The organism is Paraburkholderia lacunae (assembly GCF_003353175.1).
In the GTDB taxonomy this organism is placed as follows: domain Bacteria; phylum Pseudomonadota; class Gammaproteobacteria; order Burkholderiales; family Burkholderiaceae; genus Paraburkholderia; species Paraburkholderia lacunae.
Map to the genome: position 1 here is coordinate 1 of NZ_QHKS01000094.1, position 1,170 is coordinate 1,170.

At 61.8% G+C, this 1,170-nt stretch carries 1 protein-coding gene; it reads left to right on the plus strand.

Going from position 1 to position 1,170, the window contains the following annotated elements; translation table 11 throughout:
• A partial coding sequence (gene tuf / locus DLM46_RS38880; protein ID WP_244306550.1) for an elongation factor Tu occupies positions 1-1,170 on the plus strand: 1,170 nt, incomplete at its 5' end.

Below are 1,170 nucleotides of genomic sequence, written 5' to 3' on the forward strand. Positions count from 1 at the left end.
CGGACCAAGCCGCACGTGAACGTCGGCACGATCGGTCACGTTGACCACGGCAAGACCACGCTGACGGCAGCGATCACGACGGTTCTGACGCAGAAGTTTGGCGGCGAAGCGAAGGCATACGACCAGATCGATGCGGCGCCGGAAGAAAAGGCACGTGGTATCACGATCAACACGGCACACGTCGAGTACGAAACGGCGAACCGCCACTATGCGCACGTTGACTGCCCGGGCCACGCTGACTATGTGAAGAACATGATCACGGGCGCAGCGCAGATGGACGGCGCGATCCTGGTGTGCTCGGCAGCCGACGGCCCGATGCCGCAAACGCGTGAGCACATCCTGCTGGCGCGTCAGGTTGGCGTTCCGTACATCATCGTGTTCCTGAACAAGTGCGACATGGTGGACGACGCTGAGCTGCTGGAGCTGGTCGAGATGGAAGTGCGCGAACTTCTGTCGAAGTACGACTTCCCGGGCGACGACACGCCGATCATCAAGGGTTCGGCGAAGCTGGCGCTGGAAGGCGACAAGGGCGAGCTGGGCGAAGTGGCGATCATGAACCTGGCCGACGCGCTGGACACGTATATCCCGACGCCGGAGCGCGCAGTTGACGGTGCGTTCCTGATGCCGGTGGAAGACGTGTTCTCGATCTCGGGTCGCGGCACGGTGGTGACGGGTCGCGTTGAGCGCGGCGTCATCAAGGTCGGCGAGGAAATCGAAATTGTCGGTATCAAGCCGACGGTGAAGACGACCTGCACGGGCGTGGAAATGTTCCGCAAGCTGCTCGACCAGGGTCAGGCGGGCGACAACGTCGGTATCCTGCTGCGCGGCACGAAGCGTGAAGACGTGGAGCGTGGCCAGGTTCTGGCGAAGCCGGGTTCGATCAACCCGCACACGCACTTCACGGCAGAAGTGTACGTGCTGAGCAAGGACGAAGGCGGCCGCCACACGCCGTTCTTCAACAACTACCGTCCGCAGTTCTACTTCCGTACGACGGACGTGACGGGCTCGATCGAGCTGCCGAAGGACAAGGAAATGGTCATGCCGGGCGACAACGTGTCGATCACGGTGAAGCTGATCAACCCGATCGCGATGGAAGAAGGTCTGCGCTTCGCAATCCGCGAAGGCGGTCGTACGGTCGGTGCAGGTGTGGTTGCCAAGATTCTCGAGTAA